General features: G+C 57.9%; 17 protein-coding genes. 4 read left to right on the top strand and 13 right to left on the bottom strand.

Annotated elements, in window-relative coordinates:
* Positions 1-88: 88 nt before the first annotated feature.
* From PSH91_RS15355 to PSH91_RS15375, 5 genes are all read right to left on the bottom strand, one after another.
* Positions 89-403, bottom strand: coding sequence for a DUF4387 family protein (locus PSH91_RS15355; RefSeq protein ID WP_188250756.1), 315 nt, complete (start codon positions 401-403; stop codon positions 89-91).
* 1 nt (position 404) lies between these two features.
* Positions 405-1,766 (bottom strand): acyclic terpene utilization AtuA family protein, encoded by a 1,362-nt coding sequence (locus PSH91_RS15360; protein ID WP_305466074.1) that lies wholly within the window; start codon positions 1,764-1,766, stop codon positions 405-407.
* Positions 1,763-2,791: a phosphoglycerate dehydrogenase gene (locus PSH91_RS15365; RefSeq protein WP_288911415.1), complete on the bottom strand. Its 1,029-nt coding sequence runs from the start codon at positions 2,789-2,791 to the stop codon at positions 1,763-1,765. The genes PSH91_RS15360 and PSH91_RS15365 overlap by 4 nt, the downstream gene beginning before the upstream one ends.
* 53 nt (positions 2,792-2,844) lie before the next feature.
* On the bottom strand, positions 2,845-4,242 hold the full coding sequence (locus tag PSH91_RS15370) for an OprD family outer membrane porin (protein WP_305466077.1): 1,398 nt from the start codon (positions 4,240-4,242) through the stop codon (positions 2,845-2,847).
* A gap of 90 nt (positions 4,243-4,332) precedes the next feature.
* Positions 4,333-5,622 carry a CitMHS family transporter gene (locus PSH91_RS15375; RefSeq protein ID WP_047225594.1) on the bottom strand — a complete coding sequence of 430 codons (1,290 nt, stop codon included), beginning with the start codon at positions 5,620-5,622 and terminating at the stop codon, positions 4,333-4,335.
* Positions 5,623-5,958: 336 nt separating this feature from the next.
* On the opposite strand from PSH91_RS15375, the gene PSH91_RS15380 reads away from it, so the two are divergent.
* Complete coding sequence (locus PSH91_RS15380) at positions 5,959-7,158, top strand: citrate synthase (RefSeq protein ID WP_076384217.1); 1,200 nt, start codon at positions 5,959-5,961, stop codon at positions 7,156-7,158.
* On the opposite strand, the gene PSH91_RS15385 is transcribed toward PSH91_RS15380, so the two are convergent.
* The 8 genes from PSH91_RS15385 to PSH91_RS15420 all read right to left on the bottom strand — a co-directional run bounded on the left by PSH91_RS15385 (position 7,155) and on the right by PSH91_RS15420 (position 15,625).
* Positions 7,155-8,531, bottom strand: a complete 1,377-nt coding sequence (locus PSH91_RS15385; protein ID WP_305466079.1) for an MmgE/PrpD family protein — start codon at positions 8,529-8,531, stop codon at positions 7,155-7,157. The genes PSH91_RS15380 and PSH91_RS15385 overlap by 4 nt on opposite strands.
* Before the next feature lie 83 nt (positions 8,532-8,614).
* A complete protein-coding gene (locus tag PSH91_RS15390) occupies positions 8,615-8,923 on the bottom strand; it encodes a DUF4387 domain-containing protein (RefSeq protein WP_047225592.1) in 309 nt (102 codons plus the stop codon).
* Entirely contained in the window at positions 8,923-10,335 is a 1,413-nt protein-coding gene (locus tag PSH91_RS15395) for an acyclic terpene utilization AtuA family protein (protein WP_305466080.1), read from the bottom strand. The genes PSH91_RS15390 and PSH91_RS15395 overlap by 1 nt, the downstream gene beginning before the upstream one ends.
* Before the next feature lie 322 nt (positions 10,336-10,657).
* Positions 10,658-11,983, bottom strand: a complete 1,326-nt coding sequence (locus tag PSH91_RS15400; protein ID WP_107322820.1) for an NTP/NDP exchange transporter — start codon at positions 11,981-11,983, stop codon at positions 10,658-10,660.
* A gap of 69 nt (positions 11,984-12,052) precedes the next feature.
* Positions 12,053-13,108: an oxidoreductase gene (locus PSH91_RS15405; RefSeq protein WP_047225589.1), complete on the bottom strand. Its 1,056-nt coding sequence runs from the start codon at positions 13,106-13,108 to the stop codon at positions 12,053-12,055.
* A gap of 44 nt (positions 13,109-13,152) precedes the next feature.
* On the bottom strand, positions 13,153-13,413 hold the full coding sequence (locus PSH91_RS15410) for a DUF2790 domain-containing protein (protein ID WP_083714399.1): 261 nt from the start codon (positions 13,411-13,413) through the stop codon (positions 13,153-13,155).
* A gap of 134 nt (positions 13,414-13,547) precedes the next feature.
* A complete protein-coding gene (locus tag PSH91_RS15415) occupies positions 13,548-14,921 on the bottom strand; it encodes a heavy metal sensor histidine kinase (protein WP_139049836.1) in 1,374 nt (457 codons plus the stop codon).
* Positions 14,921-15,625, bottom strand: coding sequence for a heavy metal response regulator transcription factor (locus tag PSH91_RS15420; RefSeq protein WP_047225586.1), 705 nt, complete (start codon positions 15,623-15,625; stop codon positions 14,921-14,923). The genes PSH91_RS15415 and PSH91_RS15420 overlap by 1 nt, the downstream gene beginning before the upstream one ends.
* A 331-nt stretch (positions 15,626-15,956) precedes the next feature.
* Between PSH91_RS15420 and PSH91_RS15425 the strand changes: the two genes are divergently transcribed.
* From PSH91_RS15425 to PSH91_RS15435, 3 genes are read left to right on the top strand one after another with little or no spacing between them, the layout of a single operon-like run.
* Complete coding sequence (locus PSH91_RS15425; RefSeq protein ID WP_305466083.1) at positions 15,957-16,772, top strand: MipA/OmpV family protein; 816 nt, start codon at positions 15,957-15,959, stop codon at positions 16,770-16,772.
* Complete coding sequence (locus PSH91_RS15430; protein ID WP_076384207.1) at positions 16,772-17,458, top strand: response regulator transcription factor; 687 nt, start codon at positions 16,772-16,774, stop codon at positions 17,456-17,458. Before PSH91_RS15425 ends, PSH91_RS15430 begins: the two co-directional genes overlap by 1 nt.
* Positions 17,427-18,821 carry a HAMP domain-containing sensor histidine kinase gene (locus PSH91_RS15435; protein WP_305466085.1) on the top strand — a complete coding sequence of 465 codons (1,395 nt, stop codon included), beginning with the start codon at positions 17,427-17,429 and terminating at the stop codon, positions 18,819-18,821. Before PSH91_RS15430 ends, PSH91_RS15435 begins: the two co-directional genes overlap by 32 nt.
* The last annotated feature ends 5 nt before the right edge of the window (positions 18,822-18,826 follow it).

Below are 18,826 nucleotides of genomic sequence, written 5' to 3' on the forward strand. Positions count from 1 at the left end.
CCTGGACATCGCCACCTCTGATTATCGGTTGTCTGGCGCCACGCTGAACAATGGCGCCATTAGGACCTGCCTTGATTGGCGCTGATGATTAATCGGATTCCAGGAGCGCGTCCCTCACCATGAAGGCCCATTGCGCACCGTGCATATCACGATCCTGCAGAGCCCCCTGTATTACGGGGCGCGGCAGGCTGATCTTGATCACATTCAATGCATCGATTCGAAACACGCTGATCGACTCGACGGTCCGGCGAAAGAGCTGAGCAATGGCCGGCGCTTGCAGTTTCGGTTCGCCCGCCAGCCGGGAAAAAACATCCGAGTCCTGACAAAACACATCAATGGTCAAAGAGAAGGGGCCGGCGTTCTTGGAGCGGATTTCGTAGCCGAGTGCTTCCATGGTATTCATCTCACGCCGCCTCAATGGTTTTCATGTCAAATCGAAAAGGTGCCAACGGATTCGCCACGACCATCACATGGCTGAGCACGAACTCATAAACCACTCCCCGGTCCATCGAGGCTGGAGAGAATGGAAACGCATGGGTGGGCAGGTCTTTGTCACCTGGCAACGGGAAGTGCAACAGGTAAGGATTGAGCAAAGCGACGATGTCTTTCGTGCGCTCGGCCGTTGCGGAAGTCGCCAGGGCCATGACGCCTATTTCCACTGGGGTGGCGGATCGCGATTCAAAGTCCCCCAACGCCGCGTTCTTGCCAATCGCGCGAAACTGCAGGTCGTAGTCGCCCGATCCGATGTTCAGATGTTTTTCTATTCGCTGGCGCATCACCGAATCGAGACAGGCGAGCCATTCATCGAAGCGCTCAAGGTACTCGGTGTCCCGGACAATACTCATGACAACCGATTGAAACCCGCAAGGCGCCGCACCTTCCAGCTTGACGGTGTAGTCTTCACTGGGTTTCCAGATCGAGCCTTCTACCCGCACCTCGTCGATCGCGGTGTACACAGCCCCCTCGACATCCAGCACACCACCCGGCTCGACGAGCACGTAGGGATTGCTGTTCTCATAGAGCATGTGCGCCATCACCGATCGTGGCGTAAGCCGGGCCCCCTCACCAATCGCCTCGATGGTGAATCCCGTTTCGTCAATGGTTGCCATGACCACGGCCTGGGCGGGTGTGGTGGTACAGGACGCGCCACATTCTAGAATCTTCCCGGCGTGCCAGGCGGCCCCTGGATGTCCCCCTCGCATGATCGGGAGCGACGCCATGACGGCGGTGTCCGTGGAGCGACCGGCCAGGATGATGTCCGCGCCTTCCTGGAGCGCATGAATGAAGGGTTCCACGCCCATGAGCGCGACTATTCGAGAACAGCGATCCACCAAGGCATCATCAATAAAATCAAGCTGCAGCGGTTTGATCCGCTTCTCCAAAAGTGCTGTTTTCACAGCACTTGCTGGCTGCTCGCTGTAGATGCCCGCGATACGTACGGTCTGCCCCAGCTCTGCCGCGACCTCCTCACAGAGCCCGCGCATCAAATCGACACCCGCGTCGGAACCACAGGTTCCGCAGCTGCCAATGATGAGCGGGATCCCCAGCTTTTCCCGGGCCTGCATGAAGACCCGAAGCTCTGCGCGCAATATCGAAGCAGAAGACTTTGTCGTGCCCGTACCGAGATAGTGCGGACCCGAGTCGGTGGACCCCGCATCCATTGCAATCACATCGGGACATTCCAGAAGCGCCTTCTCAAACGCATCTCTCGGGAATCCGGTGCCGATTGCACCCGTTGGTGTAAGCACCTTGATCTTGACGTTCATGTATTTTCCTTTGCAACGGTATGTCGACGGCCGTCTGCGATGACACAGTGCCCAGGCGGGCTCCGCCCTTCCAGGACCGCCACCACACACTGGGCTGCAATTAAATTGGTGCGATTCAAGCCTTCCACCGTAGAGGCGCCGGCATGGGGGGTCACGACCACATTGGGAAGTTTGATGAGCTGCTCTGTCACTGCCGACAGTGAAGGGTCGGACTCGCTTTCGAACACATCGAGTCCTGCCCCGGCGATGTCTTGCTGTTGCAGGGCTTTCAACAGATCCGCGTCGCGCACCAGGCCACCTCGGGCGGTATTGATCAGCACGGCGCCTGCTTTCATCGACTTTAAAGCGCGGCTGTCAATCATTCCCCGGGTCTGCGGGTTAAGGGGGGCATGAAGCGTAATGAAGTCACTTTCCTGAAACAGGGTCTCCAGATCTACAAAGCAGCTTTGCCCCCCGTTGGCTTTTTGTGAACTGTCTGGGCGAGGGGCATAAATCAGGGGTTTGACTTCGAACCCGGCGAGGCGCAGCAAGACGCCTTTGCCGATTCTGCCCAATCCAACGATTCCGACCGTTTTGCGATACAGGTCACCGCCCAAGGGAATGCTCCAGTCGTTGGCAGACAGCCCCGCCTGACATTGTTTTAGCTTGCGACACACCGCGAGCATCAGTGCAATCGTATGGTCAGCGACACTTGCATCATTTCCACCGACGGCGATCGTTGCGACCTTTCCGGCCGCTTCCACCGCCGCCGTATCAATGCGCTCATACCCCACGCCACGGCGGGAGATCACCTTGAGCCGAGGGAGCGAACCGAGCAGGCTGGCCGTCACATTGGCGTGCCCTAAAATCCACCCGTCAGCGTCAACCAGGAGGTCGATCAATTGCCGCTCACTCAAACTCCCGTCGGCAACTCCCGGCGCAAGTTCTGCGATGATGACTTCGCAACCGCAATGCTTGAGAAAATCAAGGGTCGCCGAATCAAAAAAACGCTGAGTGACGACAACCCGATGACGAAGTTTAGGCATCGCCCACCTCTCGACTTAGTTTGAATAACCCGAATTCCATGAACACACTCCAGTCAAAACGCATAATCCAGATACACCCGGGCTTCTGAGCCATTGACAACGTTATTCGGCTGGGCGGAAACAAGCGCAACAAAATCCTGGTCGATTCTGTAGTCGATATAAATCAATCCCACGGAAAGGCCGGCGTATTCTTTGTCATCGAACCGATAATAAACGCGGTATTCGTTTTGCCTTTCCCAAACATCCGTCTTCTGACCACTGAACGGGTTCACGGCGTCAAAGTTTCCCTGCTTATAGAGCGCCATGACTTTAAACCCGTCCAATGACGCCCCCAAGAGTGAAATACCGCTCAGGTCGTACTCGGCCCCTAGCTGCCAGGTTCTTTCACCATGATTGTTGAAATCGTTGCCGGAACGGGTCCACGCATCCATTCTCCCGTCCACGTTATCCGCGTGATCGAAGTAGGCGTAGCCAAGGTTGCCATTACTCAGTTCGGCGTGTGTCTCGGAGAAAGAAACACCCAGGCGCAACTTATCGAGCAATAAACCAAGATTGACGTTTAACCACGTGGCCTCTTTATCATAGGCCGCGTCACCGGCGGACCAATCTTGCTCCCACAGCCGTCCCGCTTTTTGGAACTGATAATACTGGGTGTCTAAAATGACCCCTGCCGTTTCACCGATAGGTGCCTGCAGGGTCAAGCCATAACGGGTATTTTCATTGAAGTCCTTTGACACACCACGGGCATAGCTCAACTCAACGGCCTTTAGATCGTAGTTGACCCCATAGGTGTAGACGTTGCTTATTTCCTCACCCGACTGGCTTAGCAGCTTTCCGAACGCCTGCCTGTCCCGCGGAGAACTTCGATCGATATAAGCTGCTTCGAAAGCCATCGTTCCGGGTAGCGGGCCGATGCCCACGTCAGTCAGGTTGAAATGGGCTCGCGCGCCCTGATAGGAACCCGGCACGAGTCGCGTGTCATTGCTGACCAGGGTGCCCGCGTCAAATCGGCCTCGGCCTATTTGTGAGTCTGCGTTCCATCCCTCGCCGACGTGGCGCAACTTCAAGTAACTTTGCCCGACTTTTGCAAAGCCACCGTTAGAACCATCGTCATTATCAAACAAGTCACGGCTGTCCTGCTCGGCATCGATCATTGCCACACCGTAAAGAGACGCATCAAAGCCGACGAAGCCTCCCCAGTAGTTTGAGTTGTAGTCCAGGATCGCGCCGACCCCTACCCCACCCAACTCCGAGCCGGTCGAGAACCCGCCGAAGCGGTCTTCAATCAGGTCGTTGGATATTCGCGTATTGATGTACGCGGATCGAAGATAAGCATTCAACTTGCCTTCATGCTGAAATCTATCCGGATAACTGATACTCGCAGAAAAACAACTGCCCGATGCAAACAGCGTAGCGAGATATGTCATTGCGACGGCTTTAGTCGATTTCATGATCACCTCAATTATTATTTTTATTTTCTCAATGAGCAGGCGTGAGCTGGCACTGCTTTAAACAAGCAGGGCAGAAATACAGGTGGATCTTTAAATAATTGCTCTTGTAACGATGGCCGTTGCTATGAGCGTAAGGCTGCTGCCGATTGCCCACAACAAGCAGTATCTTTGCATCTCGCCCATGTCCCGCTGGATAATCCCGCTGATGAGATAAACAGCGGCAACGAGTGGACTTAATGCGTGAACCGGTTGCCCCAGCACCGAGGCGCGGGCGATATGCATCGGGTCAATACCATATTCCGCGCCCGCCGCGCCAAGCACCGGCAAGATCCCAAAGAAGAACGCGTCATTGGAAAGCAGGAAATTAAGCGGCAGCGCGACAAGGGCGGTAATGATGCTGAAGTACTGCCCGCCGCCATCAGGAATCATCTGCACGATCCGCGCCGACATCCCATCGACCATTCCCGTGCCGGATAGAATGCCAGTGAAGACCCCTGAAGCGAATATCAGGGCAATGACCGTCAACACACTGTCGGAATGAGCGGCGATTCTCGCTTTCTGCTCCGCCAAACGTGGATAGTTGATCAGCAACGCCAGGGAAAACCCCACCATCATCACCAGGGGTAACGGTGCCAGTCCTGTACCCATGGCGTACATCAGCGCGGCCGTGAGTGCCAAGTTGACCCAGAACAGCCTGGGGTTTTGCGTGGCCGATTCGATAAGGGGTAGAGGCAGCTCTTCAGACACAGTGTCCTTTGCCATGGGCGTCCACCCCAAACGGCGTCGCTCTTTGCGGCCTATCCACACTGCCACGATAAACGCGTAGGCCAGACCTGCAAACATGGCGGGTACAAGGCCCAGGAATATCTCGCTGACATCCAGATGCAGCGCGCTGGCAGCCCGCGCTACCGGCCCACCCCAAGGGATGATGTTAACGACCGTATTGGTCAACAGAAGCATCAGTGCAAGGATGAGCGGGTTAATCCCAAGGCGAAGGTAGAGCGGCAAAAACGCCGTTGTCACGATCAGCACCGTCGTTGCCCCATCCCCATCGAAGGAGATGACCGACGACAGCAAAGCGGTGCCGAGCACCACACGAAGGGGATCATTTCCCACATAACGCAGAATCCGGCGAACCGCGGGCTCGAACAGCCCCGCGTCGAACATGATTGCGAAATACAGGATTGCAAACATCAACATCAATGCCGTTGGCGCCACTTGCTGGACGCCTTCCATCACCATGCCGCCCAACTCCGGTCCTGCGCCGCTGGCCAGCCCGAAAGCAATCGGGATGAGGATGAGCGCTGTCACAGCAGAAAGTCGCTTGCTGATGATCAACGCCATAAACGTGATGACCATTGCGAAACCTAACCAAGCCATGCCTATCACCTTTTCTTGTTTTTTTTATCAATGTCGTAGCAAATCAATGTGAACGACCGGCCACTCCCGAGGAATCTACATAGGGGAGAAAACCCTGTAAATCTTGATTTTTTTCGTCAACATCCCGCAAATACTGGGGCAAACGTGCTCGTGAAAAGATATCTCAGGGACGCTGGTCGGCTTTCAATGCCCACATCCGTCGGTCCCTCTGTGTAGACCGTCCATTGCTGACTCCCTTTGAAAACACGACGGAATGGATATCCTGGTAGACATTGACGCAAGGCAGGTATATTTAATGAATATGTACAAACCCCCATCAACCTGTTCGGATCCGTCATGCCTGATCAAGAAGACCTTTACCTTTCGGCAGAAGAAGCGGCTGGAATGCTGGGGGTCAGCCTTCCAACCCTTTATGCCTACGTCAGCCGGAAGAACATTCGGTCCGTCAAGATCGCCAACACGCCCAAGCGTCGCTATTGGGCCGAAGACATCCAGCGCTTGGTGAAAAGCCCCGCGGGGCACGCTGCAAAGCGCTCGTCGTCATCGGACAGCGCCATTACATTGATCACCGATGACGGCCTCTTCTACAGGGGGCACGACGTCGTCGAGCTCGCCGACCACGCCACGGTCGAGGAGGTCGCCGGATTGATGTGGCAGGTGCCATCGGCCTTCGGACCGTCGCTGCCGCGCGCGCCGAAGGATAGCGTCAAACTGCTGAAGATCTATGAGCACATGTCAGCGCCGGAGAAGGCAATTGCACTTTTCCCCCTGGTTCAAAGGGAGAACCCCAAAGCCTTCGATCTTTCCATCGACAGCTATGCACGCACCGGCGCCGATGTTGTGAGATGGTTTGCCGCGTTGGTCGTGGGCGCGACCCAACCAAGCACACAACCCTTGCACGAATTCATTACCCAGGCCTGCGCAGCCCCGCCAGCCCACGCCGATCTGATCAGGCGTCTTCTGATCCTCAGCGTCGATCATGAACTGGACCACGCCACTCACAGCGTTCGCGTTGCCGCCACGACCGGCGCCACCCCCTACTACGCAGCGATCGCGGGACTCGCGGCCGCCAGGGGTCATAAGATCGCCTATGGCAGAAACGAAGCCGCCAGCAGGATGATCGAGGAAATCTGTACAGCTACCGATCCCACCCAACCGATATTGCAACGGTACAGTCAGGAGGGGCACATCATCGGGTTCGGACCTAATGTCCACTCAGTCAGTGACCCACGTGCTACCAATCTGATGAAAGCGTTGACCGCTGCCTTCGAGGGCGACCCCGAATTTGCCAAGTTGCAGAAAGCTTTTTCGGTCGCCTCGGAACTCGTCGCATACCCCCCGGAGTTCATTCTCCTGGTGAGTTTCATCGGTAGAAAGCTTGGGTTGCATCGGCAGGAAATCGCACTGGCGGGTGTCGGAAGATTGATCGGCTGGATAGCCCACGCCAGCGAGCAATACAACCAGCATCATGACGCTCGCCCCCGCGCTCGGTACACGGGAACTCTGCCACGAGCGACCCACCTCGCCAGTGACTAGACAGAAGCAACCATGGCCGCAAACAGCGATGTGAATTCGGGTTGGTGTTGAAGTTCAGCCACATACCCAAGCACCTTGGCCTGCGCCGACTCTTCAAGATGAGGTGAGGCCATCCTCCTGAATTTTCGTTCAAAATCGCTATCGGTCATCGGTGTTTCGACGGACCCGGGCCCGCTGATCATCTCGCTTACGACGATTTCGCCTGACACCAGCGTGGCGCTGACCCGGTTGGCAAGATGACGCGGAAACAACGCGGTGAGCGCGCCATCCTCCACCACGCTGATCTTGCCCATCAGGGCAACCACCATGGGATCAGCCATCTTTTCCGGCGAATAAGAGTCTATGGTGATGTCACCGTCGAGCAGCGCCCGGGCCACGTTGTAGGGCAAGCTGTGATCCGCCGTCTCTCGCGTTTTGGGCAACCATTTTTCAGGGGTGTCTGCCAACACTCGACGATTGAACTCGGACGTTTCGATAACGATGCAAGCGATATCGTCGAGATCGTCAATCCGAGCACGTATATCCAGGGCTGCCCACACCGCAGTATGCAACTCACCGTTGGTGGGAAAGGTCTTGGTCAGGGAGCGCCGTATAGCGTAATCACCATTCTCGGGCGTACCAAAACGATCCGTATCCAGGTCGAACGGGCCTGAGACCAATTTAAAGAATCCCATGTCCCCCTCGAACACCGGCGACGGGCCGGTCATGCCGTGACGCGACAGCTGGGCAGCGAAGATCGCATTACGTGCAGCGTTTGCGGCCGAGCAGCCCTTCCAGTCCGACAGGGATCCACTGCGAACCTGGCGCATGGCCAGATGAGCGCTCAACGCTATATTGATTGCCTGTGCGGTCTGCGCCACATCCAGCTTCATCAGACTGGAAGCCGCCGCGGCCATCGCCACATTTATGTAATTGACGTGGTCCCAGCCGCGCTTGTTCAGGCTGGCCGCGTCCTGCAGTCGCATCTGGATCTCATAGGCCAGCACAATGGCCGAAATGAGTTCTGCCCCGGTGGCCCCCTCGGCCTCTGCTAGCGCCAGGCAGGCCGGAATATTGTCACTCGGATGGCCCGGCTCCAGCCCCATATAACCATCGTTGTAGTCCAGGAAACGGACCATCACGCCATTGGCAAACGCCGCTATCTCTGGCGTTGTTTGGACAGTTGTTCCGAACACGCTGGACGCCTGCGCGGGATTGGCAACCGCATAACACACAGAGGCATTCACAGGCGCCGCTCCGTAGGCCCCCAATATGCACGCCAGACTGTCAATGAAGCGCTGTCGCACCAACGCGATGATCTCTTCGGGCAGTCGCTGATGCCTGAATTTATGCGCGTACTCTGCAAGTTGCAGCGCAATAGTCGTATTGCTCATGGTTGCCTCTGTTCTGCACCAGGGTTGGGTCTGCGCCGATGGCGGCGACGGCATCACCTGTTGCCAGGTGACGCGTGCGGTTCTCAGTCCAGAATGACGTCGAGTAAACGTACGTATTGCTGGCCGGCATGCATGTCGCGCTCCACCATCCCGCCTTGCGGCGTAGCGCGAGGGTAGGAAATCTTGACCATTTCCAGGTCAGCAACGGGAATATGTTTCACCCGTGCCGGATCGGTGCCATAGAGCCTTGCGAATTGCGCCGATGAAAGTGCTGCACTTTGTGAGTAACGCTCAAAGTTTTCACGCCCGTCAAAAAATATATCGAAGGTAATCCAGAACGGTCCGGCTTGTTTGGATCGAACATGTCGGCATACATCACGCAACTTAACCATTAACTCAACTCCTTCACAGCCAATGTTGACTCGGAAAGATCGATCCATTGAATACGCACCAACTCAAATGGGTCCTCCAATTGCACTACGTGATTTAACTTGAACTCATAAATCTGACCACGAGGTATATCAGCTGGGGTGAAAGCAAAGCCGTAAGAAGGCAATTCCTTGCCCATTACGCTGGGGTAGTGAAAAAAGTAGGGGTTGCATGCTTGGGCAATCGTATTTGCCATTTCTTGAGTCGCTGCTGTGGCGACAAATAGCATGCCTATTTCCGGCGGAGGCAAAGTTCCAACGGGGGGTTTTACGCTGGTGACGCCGTTCCAGCCATACATTCGCAGCGAGATATGAAACTCTCCCAACTCCTGCGGCGGGATGGATTGACGGGTCCGGGTGTACAGGGCTTCCAGCAGGCGGTCATGAAACCCATCAATATCATTGAGTACATCGGGGTCCTGGATACCCACTAACATGATTGTCTGATAGAGACCGGCCGCGGCGCCCTCCAGCTTCATTGTGTAGGGCATCGTCTCCCATTCAGACCCTACGACACGAACGGCTCGCTCGTTCAGCTTCTGGTAGCGCGCTTGTGCGACGTTCAGGATACCGCCGGGTTCCACCAATCGAAACGGGTCGCTATTTTCATAAAGCATGTGTGCAGAGACGCTATGGGGCGTGCACTGATTGTCTTTACTTAATGGCTCAACGTCGAAACCCTGCGCATCAACGCTGAGCAATATTCCCGAGCCCAATGTCGGGTTAACGGCGCACTGGACACCGCACTCCCCCGTTTTGCCGGCATGCCAGGACGGCCCCCAGGGCGCGCCCTTCCAGATCGGATAACAGGCAATGACCGCCGTGTCGGTCGAACGACCCGCCAAAATGATATCGGCGCCTGTTTCAAGCGCGGCAATGAACGGTTCTACACCCAGCGCCGCCACAATGTGTTCACAGCTGTCCACCGTAGCGTCATCGAGCTCACCGTGAGGCGGCAGCGGTTTGATACGCCCCTGTGCGTTCAGCTGCTTAACGGTATCCCTGTCCTGTTCACAATATATGAGCGCAATCTTTGGTGTGACGCCCAACTCTCCTGCAACCTCCAGGACTATATCGCGCGTCCAGTCCAGGTTGAGATCGCCACCGGCCTGTCCTGCCGTGCCGACAATTATCGGCACCCCGGACCAGGCCTGCGCCTTCATTAATATCGTCAAGTCGCGTTTGACCGCCCCGCGGTTATTCTTCGATTTTCCAAGTGCGAGATACGCTGCTCCACTATCGGTAGAACCGGCGTCCGTGGCAATTGCTTGCGCACCGGCCACCAGTCCATAAGTAATTTCTTCTTCACGAACGCCCGCCCCTAATGAACCACAAGGAACGATCACTTTGACGCAACCTTCAAATACCTGCCCCATAAAACCCTCTTCCGATTCACTCAGTCAGGCAATAATAAGGGCTGTAATCGTGTTGACAAGTGGACAAAAATTATCAATATAGGCCCGTTACCCAATGGGTTGCCGGGCATTCTTTCCGAGCATTCGCCTCCATTAATTCGCTGACCGAAATATACTTTTATCGATTAAGTTCAACACCGCTGAAAGTTCGTCTGAGCCTGCACACTTTTCAGAATAAAACTTTGATCTCCAGCGCATTCCGGGAACGCGATGACCGGCAGGACTCATGCGATGATGAACCACCCCGCGCACTCCCGCCGCGTGGCCTTTTGTGTACTCCGGGTTATGTTTCGACGGCGCTGGCGCTGGCGGCCACTCCCCGTGCCTGCTGCTGGTTATCGGCATGCTGTCCCAATTGCCATCCCAGATAGGCCCACAGCAGCGCGCAGCCCGCGCCGATCAGAGCCGCCAGGCCAGTGCCCTGCCCCAGCATGTCGAGCAGGCTCTTGGCCCAACCGCTCAGCGCATCACCGCCGCGATAAACCACGGTGTCGATGAAGTTCTTGGCCTTGTACTTGCTCTCGGCATCCAAGGGTGCGAAGAGCATTTCCCTGCCCGGCCGGACGAACGCGTATTCACCGATTCGCCGCACGATCATCAGGGCGGCAAGCAGTGCGAAGCCGGGGGCCAGCGCAAGACCCACGAACCCGATGCACATGAGCAGCGGCACGATCGCCAGTAACGCACGCACCCCCAGCTTCGGCGCAATGCGCCCGGTGATGAACAGCTGAGACACCAGAGCGCCAGCCTGCACGATGAAGTCAATGGTGCCGAAAACCCGGACCTGCGCCTCACGACTCGGAAAATGTTCGGCCACCAGGCGCGCCTGCTCGAAGTAGAGAAAGGTGGTGACCGTCGCCAGTAGCACGACGAACCCGGCGATCCCCAACAGGTAGGGTGACCTGAGCACCGCCGTCAAACCGCTGAACGGATTGCCCTGCAGTGGCTGCCCGGGGCTTTGCGTCGGTGCCGCACCAGGCCGCCCAGCCCCGCCCTTTTCGCGCCAGCCCATCAGCGCCCGCTTCAATACAAATGTGACACCCAGCAACAGCGCGGCCAGAAACATCAAGCCCGAGGCACCAATGGCCTCAATAAGCGCCGCGCTCAGGGCCGGCCCCAGCAGACCGCCGATGCTGGCGCCGGCAGCGATGAAGGCAAACAGCCGCTTGGCCTGTTCACTGTCGAATACATCCGCCATCAGGCTCCAGGCCACGGACACCACGAAGAGGTTATAAACCGATATCCATACGTAGAAAGTACGGGCGAGCCAGACGCTGTCCGATTGAAACTCGAACAATTCAACGAACATCAGCAAGTTGATCCCGAAGAAGCCGTACACCCAATCAACGAGGCGCAGGCGCGGGACCCGGGAACTGACCCAGGCAAACAACGGAACGGCCGCCAGCATCACCAGGAACGTGGCAGTGAACAGCCATTGCAGATTCTCCACGCCCGCCGCGATGCCCATCGATTCACGTATCGGGCGCAGCATGAAGTAGCCGGTAAAGAGGCAGAGGAACAACAAGAACCCGCACAGCGCCGGACGCAGCTCATCGTCACGGGCGTTCACGGCAAGGCTCAGTCGATGCAAGTAGGAAGGCGCACTCATGGAGACTCCTGGAAGGCGACAACAGGCAAGAGAGTGGGCACGCAACGGATTGCCGTGCCCAAGGCATGATCAGCGGTAGGTGACGCCGGTCAGTCGCTCGGAGACGGTCCAGAGCCGTTCGGCATCCGCCTCATGGGTGGCGGCCGGCGGCATCCTGGCGAAGCCCAATGGGCCGCGTTTTTCCTCGTCGCCGGTGGGGCCGTAGTAGGCACCGCCAACCGCCTCAGGCGCGGTGGCGGCATACAGCGTGGGCAGCGCCCCCTGGGCAGCTGAATGGTATACGTCGCGATCCTTGGCCCATCGCTGGCCGAACTCGCTGTTCAGACCCGGACCACGCGCGACCAACTCGGTGACGGCGACGCCTGGATGCGCAGCGATGCTGCGAATGTTCCAACCTGCGGCCTCGCTGCGCTGCTGCAAGGCAAAAGTCCAGTGCAGGATGGCCAGCTTGGACTGCGCGTAGGCGGCCAAAGGTTGGTACTGCTGCTCAGCCTGCAGGTCGTTGAAGTTCATTGTTCCGCGAGCCGCGGCGATGCTCGAAAGGCTCACCACGCGAGCGTCCTGGCTTTGCCGTAACAACGGCACCAGCAGGCCGGTCAGTGCGAAGTGCCCCAGGTAGTTGGTCGCCAACTGGAGCTCGAAGCCATCCGCGGAGGTACCCCGCTCAGGAGGCGCCATGACGGCGGCATTATTGATCAACACATCCAGGCGCGGCAGTCTCTGATTGAGACGCTGGGCCAGGCTGCGCACCGATGAAAGATTGGCCAGGTCCACGGCCTCGAACTGCACCTTGGCGTCGGGTACGGACGTTTTGATTTGCGCGATGGCCTGCGCGCCACGCTCCGGGTTGCGCGCAGCAATGATGACGTCGGCGCCGGCCCGGGCCAGTGCCAGTGCGTCCTCGTACCCCATGCCGCTCGTGCCGCCGGTGATCAGGACGATTCGACCTTCCTGGGAAGGCATGTCGCGGGTCGACCAGTCCGGTTTCGGCGCGACGCGACTGGACGCATCGATACTGACCGCGCTTAGCAGCACGGCGCCAACGGTCAGTGTTCGAGCCAGCTTCACCAGTCGGCTCAGGTTATTTGAAAGGCCCGTTTCGGTTGCTGCTGTTCTGATGCACATGGTTGAGCTCTCTATTTGGATGAAGAACCAGCACTGCCGAACGGTCACTGGAGCACGCACACCTCAGACTGCTTCAGAAAGCTGACGCGCTCTGTGACCCCTTGTGTATTCACGTAGGTCATCTTTGCGCGCACGACCTCGCACACCCGCGACTCCGGTTCTTCAATGCGGATGACCCTGGCGATATCCAGCGGCATGCCATATTCGTAGGCAGGCACATCCGCCTTCTCTTCGGCGAACAGAGGCAAACCGCTCAGAGTGATGAATGCCAGAAGACTGGCGATCGACACGTTTTGAATGTTCATAGTGGACTCCACGACTGTCCTTTACCGGGATGGTCGTAGCACTCTAGGGGGAGGTGACTGACGTCAAGGTGACTGCTGACTGACAGGAAGATGTCAAACGCCGGCGAGCCACGCCGGCCATCGGTTGACGGCGACTAACGGGCTGCCTGGCTGGTCAGGGAGAATCCGAAGGTATTGAAGCCATCCTTGCTGTGGGCGAACACACGGCCACCGTGCATGGACGCCACAGCTCGCACAATGGAGAGCCCCAGGCCATGGTGTGCGTCGCTTCGCGCCCGGGCGACATCGGCGCGATAGAAACGCTCGAACAAGCGCTGCAGGTGCACATCGTCAATGGGCTCACCCGCATTGGAAACACTTACCTTGGCCTGCGCGCCAAGACGTTCCAGGCTTACAGTAATGGTGCTCTGCGGCACCGCGTATCGCGCCGCGTTTTGCAGCAGATTGGCCAAAGAGCGGTGAAAAAGGCGTCGGTCGATGCATACGCGCATGTCGCCTTTGATCACCACGTCCAACTGTTTGTCGTGCAAGACGGGCTCCAGGTATTCCACCGTCTTGGACGCCTCCTCGTAGAGCGAGACATCACTGAGCTCGGTCGCACGCTGCCCGCTTTCGGCACCCGCCAGGAACAGCATGTCATTGACGATGGTGCCCATGCGCTCAAGCTCTTCCAGATTCGATTGCAGCAGATCCTGAAGCTCAGCCACATCACGCCCGTGGGCCAACGCGACCTGGGTCTGCCCGATCAGGTTGGTCAGCGGCGTTCGCAGCTCATGGGCGACATTGGCATTGAACCCTTCGAGCTGGCACCAGGCGGCCTCCTGGCGAGCCAGGGCCCCGTTGAACGACACCGCCAGTTCCTGTAACTCGTCGGGCAGTGCCTCGGTGTCCAGTCGCTGCTTTGAATCACCCGGCGGCAGGCTGTTGGCCTGACGGCTCAGGCGCCTGACCGGCCCCAGGCCGAAACGCGCGATCCAGTAACCCAGCAGTGCGACCAGTACGATGCCCAGCGCCGAAGTCAGGATCAGCGTCTTGGTGAAATGGTCCAGGGTCTTCATGAACGGCGTTGAATCGAGCCCCACGATAAAGCGCAACTCCGGGCGGTTACCCATGGCAGAGATGGTCTTGACTTGCAGCACCATGGGACGATCCCGTTCAGGTATCGCCATGCTGAAAAATCCATCCGGGCGCTTCGACCAATCCTGGCCGTCCGGCATCGCTCCGCCATAGCTGTAGGCCGGGTCGTCAACCAGGACCCAATAACGCACCCGCTGATCCGTGGGCGTCAGGCCATCGAGCTTTTCACGCAAACCGACCCAGAATGCCGGTGAATCGTATTTTGTGAGCACGGGATCAAGTACGGAATGGCGCAGGATCAACTCGTTTTGCATCTGATCTTCGAGCGATGTCTTCAATGAGCAGCGCAGCAGCGTCGCGCTGATGGAAATGATCAGCAAGACCGCCAGCGCAAACATCAATGCCAGCCGCTTGGCTATCGACCCCTTCATCACCGGGTACTGCCTTGACTGGCATCGGCTTCACGACTTTCCAGTACATAGCCCATGCCCCGGACCGTATGCAGCAGTTTGCGCGAATAAGGCACATCGACCTTGGCCCGGACGCGCTTGATCGCAACCTCGACCACGTTGGCGTCACTGTCGAAATTCATGTCCCAGACCTGCTCGGCAATCATCAGTTTGGAAAGAATCTCTCCCTGGTGCCGCGCCAGAAGGCTCAACAGACAAAACTCCTTGGCCGTCAGATCCAGCCGCAGCCCGGCCCTGGTCACCTTGCGCGCTTGCAGGTCGACCTCCAGGTCGTCGATGCGCAGATGGGTCAGGTCAGCCGTGTCTGCGGTGCGACGACGGATCAATGCCTGGACGCGGGCGACCAGTTCGGCAAAGGAAAAGGGTTTGCCAAGGTAGTCATCAGCGCCCTCGCGCAACCCGCGAACGCGATCATCCACCGTCCCCCTGGCCGACAACATGATGACCGGGGTTTTCTTCTGCTGGCGCAAACCCTCCAGCACGCTGTAACCGTCCTTGCCCGGTAACATGACATCCAGGATCACGACGTCATAGTCCATTTCCAGCGCATAGTGCAGCCCATCGATGCCGTTACTCGCCACATCAACAATGTAGCCGAGCTCACTCAGGCCACGATGCACATAGGAGGACGTCTTTTCTTCGTCCTCGACGATGAGCAAGCGCATCAGGTAACTCCTCTCGGGAAGCGGGACAACCGGGCAAACAGGAACCCAAATTTGCGTTATTTTTGCATACGGCCTGCAAAGTAGCCTGTAGCTACCCTCCGCCAGTCTAGACAATCAAGGTGTCCGCAAACTGACCGCTTGCTGACATTCTTGTCAGAATCGGCTGACAAGCCTGTTCAAAGGGCTGCAGGGCACCGGTGCCCACTATCGGATAGGGAATCTTTGGCGACTCTTACCAGGAAGGGATCGATGTCGGTTGATGGGTAAGTGTCCAGTAAGAAGAACTTTTCGACGATAGGGTCGCTTTCATCCTATTGATCTGGAGAACCCCATGCATTGCACGCCCCCGTCTACCGTTTCAAGTGCGACCCGGTTGACTGCCACCACCCAAGCCTTGGTGCTCGGTCTGTGCTCATCCATGGCCGCACTCGCCGCTGAGTCAGCAAACGCCGAGTCGACGTCATCCTGGGGACTTGGCATGGGGGCGGTCAGCAGCCAGCAGCCGTACAGGGGCGTCGACCGTGAAAGTCAGGCCATACCGTTGATCTACTTTGAAAATGACTACGTGCGAGTATTCGGTCCTACCGCCGAGATCAAGCTGCCGGGTTTCACTATCAACGACTCCCAGCAACTGGATCTGAGCATCGTCGGTGAATACGACTTCAGTGGTTATGACGACGACGATGCCCGCTTCCTGGATGGCATGAGTGATCGTAAAGGCGGTTTCTGGGCGGGCGCCAAGGTGCAGTGGCGCAACCCTTTGGCCGATGTCAGCGCCCAGTGGCTGGCGGACGTATCGGGCAACAGCAAGGGCCAGCGCTTCACCCTGGGTCTTGAGAGATCCTGGCAATGGGGTGAACACCTCACCCTCACGCCACGAGTGGCGACGATATGGCAGGACCAAAAGTACGTTGATTATTATTTTGGTGTTCGCGAAAGTGAAGCTCGCATTGATCGAGCGGCCTATGATGGAAAATCCGGCCTCAATACCGAACTTGGCGTTCGTGGAAACTATATGTTCGATGACCATCATTCCGTGTTCCTTGACGTCAAGGCCACCCGCCTCGCCGATGAGATCAAGGACAGCCCGCTGGTAGACCGTTCTACTGAAAACAGCGTGCTCTTCGGCTACCTGTACCGCTTCTGATGAGTCGTATTCTGCTGGTCGAAGACCACGAGCGATTGGCGCATCTGGTGTGCAAAGGCCTGGCGAGCGCCGGCATCGCCGTCGATGTGGTCAACCGCATCGATGGCGCGTGGGCGGCTATCGGGCGGGTCCCCTACCAGGCGCTGATTCTTGATCGCGGCTTGCCGGACGGCGACGGGCTCGTCTTGTTGCAGCGCTTGCGCAACGCCGGGCATGGCTTGCCCTGCCTTGTTCTCACGGCGCGCGACGCGCTGCACGACCGTGTCGCAGGCCTGGATGCTGGAGCAGATGATTATCTGCCCAAGCCATTCGCCATGGATGAGATGGTCGCGCGTGTGCGGGCGTTGCTAAGGCGTCCCGTGGACTGTCGTCCACTCGCGCCGAGTCATGGTGACCTGAGCCTGCAACCCGATACCGGCGTCATGTGTTGTGCCGGCCAAAGCATTCCTCTCGCGCCGGCGGAAATGCAGATCATGCTGTTGCTGTTGCGAAAGCCAGGAGAAATCGTGCGTCGCGCCGCGATAGAAGCGGCAGGCTGGGGCTTGAGCGAAGCCGTGACGCCTAACGCACTGGATGTGGCCCTTCACCGGATCCGCCGCAAGCTGCTTGCCATCGGCTCCCGCCAACGAATCATCAACCTCAGAGGTCTCGGTTATGCCCTTCGTCAAGAGGACGTGGCGCAATAGCATCAGCTTCAAGGTGCTGCTCGCCTACGTGGTCGGCGTGGGGTTGAGTATTCTGCTGATTGCATTAGGGGTGCTCGCGCTCGTCACCTCAAAGAGCGATATTTTATTGACCACCGACGTCGCCGAGCGCACCCATGAACTGGCCGGCAAGCTCCAGTTCGATGCCACTGGCCGGCCCAACGGCTTCGACAGCAGCGAGGGTGACCGAGTCTGGACCTTCGATAGCCTGGGGCGGGAAATCGGCCACCGCGTGCTGGATTCAACGGGCAATGTGGTCCTGACCTCCACCGACGCGACGTTCTGGTCTTCAGTCGCATCGAATCCTCCATCGCAACAACCGAGATTCAAGTTCGAACGTGAAGGCATCGTCATGTACGCCGCCACCGCGGCTGTCGAGGACCAAGGCAAGACCTGGTATCTGCAATTTGCCGCCAGCGAAAGGCTAATGGATTTGCTCCATGGGGGATTTGCCTTGCCATTCATGGGGGCCGGGATCGCGCTGTTCAGCCTGGTGCTGCTGTTCGTCTTCGGCGCCTGCGCTTATTTCACGTTGGGCTACACCCTCAAACCCTTGCGTGAAGTGTCGGAGTCAGCGGCGGCCATCTCCCCTCGCTCCCTGCACTCGCGGTTGCAGGTAAAAACCGTGCCGTCCGAGGTCGAGCCGCTGGTCACCAGCTTCAACCAGGCGCTTGCGCGCCTGGAGCGAGGTTATCGTGTCCAGCAGGAGTTTCTTGCAACCGCCGCGCACGAGTTGAAAACACCGCTGGCGCTGATTCGCGCGCAAATCGAACTGATGCAAGACAGTCACGCGCACAATGCCCTGCTCGATGATGTGGCGCACATGACACGGCAAGTCCAGCAACTGCTGCTCCTGACCGAAGCCAGTGAGGTTCAGAATTACAGTTTTGCCACAGTGGAAATAGCCGATGTCGCCAGGGAAGCCTGCGGCTATCTGCAGCGTATGGCCGAGGCCGTCGACGTACGTCTTGTTCTGGTTGACGAAACGCCTGAAGGCGGCCAATGGCAGGCCGATCGAAGCGCGCTCTTCACGTTGCTCAAGAACCTGCTGGAAAATGCCATTCAACACGCCCCCCGCGGTACTGAGGTCAGGATGCACGTCAGCGCGGGCGCACTCAGGGTGCGCGATTGGGGCCCCGGCGTTGATCGCGAGCAATTGCGGCACCTGTTCACGCGCTTCTGGCGTGGGCCACATCGCCGTGATCATGGCGCGGGGCTTGGCCTGACGATCTGCCAGGAAATTGCCCGGGCCCATGGCTGGATGCTGTCTGCAAAGCGCGCGGAGCCGGGCCTGCTGTTTGAGTTGTCTTGGCCGCAGCGGTTGGTTGACCCTATCCGGGTTTGAGTACT

The sequence above is a fragment of the Pseudomonas sp. FP1154 genome (assembly GCF_030687245.1).
Taxonomy (GTDB): domain Bacteria; phylum Pseudomonadota; class Gammaproteobacteria; order Pseudomonadales; family Pseudomonadaceae; genus Aquipseudomonas; species Aquipseudomonas rhizophila.

Excerpts from the sequence above, each read along its gene's own strand:
- PSH91_RS15430 (WP_076384207.1), top strand. The coding sequence starts at position 16,772 with ATGAGTCGTATTCTGCTGGTCGAAGACCACGAGCGATTGGCGCATCTG.
- PSH91_RS15360 (WP_305466074.1), bottom strand. The coding sequence starts at position 1,766 with ATGAACGTCAAGATCAAGGTGCTTACACCAACGGGTGCAATCGGCACC.
- PSH91_RS15375 (WP_047225594.1), bottom strand. The coding sequence starts at position 5,622 with ATGGCTTGGTTAGGTTTCGCAATGGTCATCACGTTTATGGCGTTGATC.
- PSH91_RS15365 (WP_288911415.1), bottom strand. The coding sequence starts at position 2,791 with ATGCCTAAACTTCGTCATCGGGTTGTCGTCACTCAGCGTTTTTTTGAT.
- PSH91_RS15380 (WP_076384217.1), top strand. The coding sequence starts at position 5,959 with ATGCCTGATCAAGAAGACCTTTACCTTTCGGCAGAAGAAGCGGCTGGA.
- PSH91_RS15370 (WP_305466077.1), bottom strand. The coding sequence starts at position 4,242 with ATGAAATCGACTAAAGCCGTCGCAATGACATATCTCGCTACGCTGTTT.
- PSH91_RS15415 (WP_139049836.1), bottom strand. The coding sequence starts at position 14,921 with ATGAAGGGGTCGATAGCCAAGCGGCTGGCATTGATGTTTGCGCTGGCG.
- PSH91_RS15395 (WP_305466080.1), bottom strand. The coding sequence starts at position 10,335 with ATGGGGCAGGTATTTGAAGGTTGCGTCAAAGTGATCGTTCCTTGTGGT.
- PSH91_RS15420 (WP_047225586.1), bottom strand. The coding sequence starts at position 15,625 with ATGCGCTTGCTCATCGTCGAGGACGAAGAAAAGACGTCCTCCTATGTG.
- PSH91_RS15355 (WP_188250756.1), bottom strand. The coding sequence starts at position 403 with ATGAATACCATGGAAGCACTCGGCTACGAAATCCGCTCCAAGAACGCC.
- PSH91_RS15425 (WP_305466083.1), top strand. The coding sequence starts at position 15,957 with ATGCATTGCACGCCCCCGTCTACCGTTTCAAGTGCGACCCGGTTGACT.
- PSH91_RS15390 (WP_047225592.1), bottom strand. The coding sequence starts at position 8,923 with ATGGTTAAGTTGCGTGATGTATGCCGACATGTTCGATCCAAACAAGCC.
- PSH91_RS15405 (WP_047225589.1), bottom strand. The coding sequence starts at position 13,108 with ATGTGCATCAGAACAGCAGCAACCGAAACGGGCCTTTCAAATAACCTG.
- PSH91_RS15400 (WP_107322820.1), bottom strand. The coding sequence starts at position 11,983 with ATGAGTGCGCCTTCCTACTTGCATCGACTGAGCCTTGCCGTGAACGCC.
- PSH91_RS15435 (WP_305466085.1), top strand. The coding sequence starts at position 17,427 with ATGCCCTTCGTCAAGAGGACGTGGCGCAATAGCATCAGCTTCAAGGTG.
- PSH91_RS15385 (WP_305466079.1), bottom strand. The coding sequence starts at position 8,531 with ATGAGCAATACGACTATTGCGCTGCAACTTGCAGAGTACGCGCATAAA.
- PSH91_RS15410 (WP_083714399.1), bottom strand. The coding sequence starts at position 13,413 with ATGAACATTCAAAACGTGTCGATCGCCAGTCTTCTGGCATTCATCACT.